Below are 3,152 nucleotides of genomic sequence, written 5' to 3'. Positions count from 1 at the left end.
GAGTTGTATCGGCACACTGCACGACACTCACACCAGGAAAAACACACTGGTTATAGGATCAAGCCTCACGGGCAATTAGTATCAGTTAGCTTAACGCATTACTGCGCTTCCACACCTGACCTATCAACGTCCTGGTCTTGAACGACCCTTAAGGGGAATCGAGTTCCCAGGGAAGTCTCATCTTAAGGCGAGTTTCCCGCTTAGATGCTTTCAGCGGTTATCTCTTCCGAACATAGCTACCCGGCGATGCCACTGGCGTGACAACCGGTACACCAGAGGTTCGTCCACTCCGGTCCTCTCGTACTAGGAGCAGCCCCCTTCAAACTTCCAACGCCCACGGCAGATAGGGACCAAACTGTCTCACGACGTTTTAAACCCAGCTCACGTACCTCTTTAAATGGCGAACAGCCATACCCTTGGGACCGGCTACAGCCCCAGGATGAGATGAGCCGACATCGAGGTGCCAAACACCGCCGTCGATATGAACTCTTGGGCGGTATCAGCCTGTTATCCCCAGAGTACCTTTTATCCGTTGAGCGATGGCCCTTCCATACAGAACCACCGGATCACTATGACCTGCTTTCGCACCTGCTCGACTTGTCAGTCTCGCAGTTAAGCACGCTTTTGCCATTGCACTATCAGCACGATTTCCGACCGTACCTAGCGTACCTTCGTACTCCTCCGTTACACTTTGGGAGGAGACCGCCCCAGTCAAACTGCCTACCATGCACTGTCCCCGATCCGGATTACGGACCTAGGTTAGAACCTCAAACAAACCAGGGTGGTATTTCAAGGACGGCTCCACAGAAACTAGCGTTCCTGCTTCAAAGCCTCCCACCTATCCTACACAGACCGGTTCAAAGTCCAATGCAAAGCTACAGTAAAGGTTCATGGGGTCTTTCCGTCTAGCCGCGGGTAGATTGCATCATCACAAACACTTCAACTTCGCTGAGTCTCGGGAGGAGACAGTGTGGCCATCGTTACGCCATTCGTGCAGGTCGGAACTTACCCGACAAGGAATTTCGCTACCTTAGGACCGTTATAGTTACGGCCGCCGTTTACCGGGACTTCAATCAAGAGCTTGCACCCCATCATTTAATCTTCCGGCACCGGGCAGGCGTCACACCCTATACGTCCACTTTCGTGTTTGCAGAGTGCTGTGTTTTTATTAAACAGTCGCAGCCACCAGTTTATTGCAACCCTTTCACCCTCCTGGCGCAGGCCAGTCAAGCTACAAGGGCGTACCTTATCCCGAAGTTACGGTACCAATTTGCCGAGTTCCTTCTCCCGAGTTCTCTCAAGCGCCTTAGAATACTCATCTCGCCCACCTGTGTCGGTTTGCGGTACGGTCTCGTATGACTGAAGCTTAGAGGCTTTTCTTGGAACCACTTCCAATTGCTTCGTACCCGAAGGTACTCGCCCCACAGCCTTGAATTACGCGCCCGGATTTGCCTAAGCGCCTTCTCCACTGCAGGGACCGGGACTTCCAACACCCGGACAACCTTCCGCGATCCGTCCCCCCATCGCATCATACGACGGTGCAGGAATATTAACCTGCTTCCCATCAGCTACGCATCTCTGCCTCGCCTTAGGGGCCGACTCACCCTACGCCGATGAACGTTGCGTAGGAAACCTTGGGCTTACGGCGAGGGGGCCTTTCACCCCCTTTATCGCTACTCATGTCAGCATTCGCACTTCTGATACCTCCAGCATCCTTCACAAGACACCTTCACAGGCTTACAGAACGCTCTCCTACCATGCGAGCAAGCTCGCATCCGCAGCTTCGGTATATTGCTTAGCCCCGTTACATCTTCCGCGCAGGACGACTCGATCAGTGAGCTATTACGCTTTCTTTAAAGGGTGGCTGCTTCTAAGCCAACCTCCTGACTGTTTTAGCCTTCCCACTTCGTTTCCCACTTAGCAATATTTAGGGACCTTAGCTGGCGGTCTGGGTTGTTTCCCTCTTGACACCGGACGTTAGCACCCGATGTCTGTCTCCCGTGATTGCACTCTTCGGTATTCGGAGTTTGCTATGGCGAAGTAATCCGCAATGGACCCTTCAACCATGACAGTGCTCTACCCCCGAAGGTGATACACGAGGCACTACCTAAATAGTTTTCGGAGAGAACCAGCTATTTCCAAGTTTGTTTAGCCTTTCACCCCTATCCACAGCTCATCCCCTAATTTTTCAACATTAGTGGGTTCGGTCCTCCAGTACGTGTTACCGCACCTTCAACCTGGCCATGGATAGATCACTTGGTTTCGGGTCTACACCCAGCGACTGAACGCCCTATTCGGACTCGCTTTCGCTACGCCTTCCCTATTCGGTTAAGCTTGCCACTGAATGTAAGTCGCTGACCCATTATACAAAAGGTACGCAGTCACCCCTTGCGAGGCTCCTACTGTTTGTATGCATGCGGTTTCAGGATCTATTTCACTCCCCTCCCGGGGTTCTTTTCGCCTTTCCCTCACGGTACTGGTTCACTATCGGTCGATTACGAGTATTTAGCCTTGGAGGATGGTCCCCCCATCTTCAGACAGGATTTCACGTGTCCCGCCCTACTTTTCTCAAGCTTAGTTCCACACCAGGGTTTTCTCATACGGGGCTATCACCCACTATGGCCGGACTTTCCATTCCGTTTTGATAACACCGGTGCTAAATCTTGAAGGCTGGTCCCATTTCGCTCGCCACTACTTTGGGAATCTCGGTTGATTTCTTTTCCTGCAGCTACTTAGATGTTTCAGTTCGCCGCGTTCGCTTCACTAGACCTATGTATTCAGTCTAGGATGACCCAAAGGGCCGGGTTTCCCCATTCGGACATTTGTGGATCAAAGCTTATTTGCCAGCTCCCCACAACTTTTCGCAGGCTATCGCGTCCTTCATCGCCTGTAATCGCCAAGGCATCCACCACATGCACTTATTCGCTTGACCCTATAACGAGTGTGTCTTTAGACACAGTCCCTATAGGTTGAGTTTTCGCGTTGTGCCGTATTCCAAGTCATCTTTCGATCACTTAAATACTAGTTGATACAATCACAACCCGTACAATTTCCACGCGCCATCTCTAACGCGCTTCCGTTGTACTACTACTTCTTCCAAATTGTTAAAGAACAAATACTGCATGACATTGCTGTCATTCAAAAACATTCAC

Annotated in this window: 1 rRNA gene; it reads right to left on the bottom strand. The window is 51.3% G+C overall.

The features are described from left to right. Positions 1-54: 54 nt before the first annotated feature. Positions 55-2,932 (bottom strand): 23S ribosomal RNA (locus PCE31106_RS23810). Positions 2,933-3,152 lie beyond the last annotated feature (220 nt).

The sequence above is a fragment of the Pandoraea cepalis genome (assembly GCF_902459665.1).
Lineage (GTDB): Bacteria > Pseudomonadota > Gammaproteobacteria > Burkholderiales > Burkholderiaceae > Pandoraea > Pandoraea cepalis.
The sequence above is the reverse complement of the archived record's forward strand: the minus strand, read 5'-3'. Positions and strand labels throughout refer to the sequence as shown.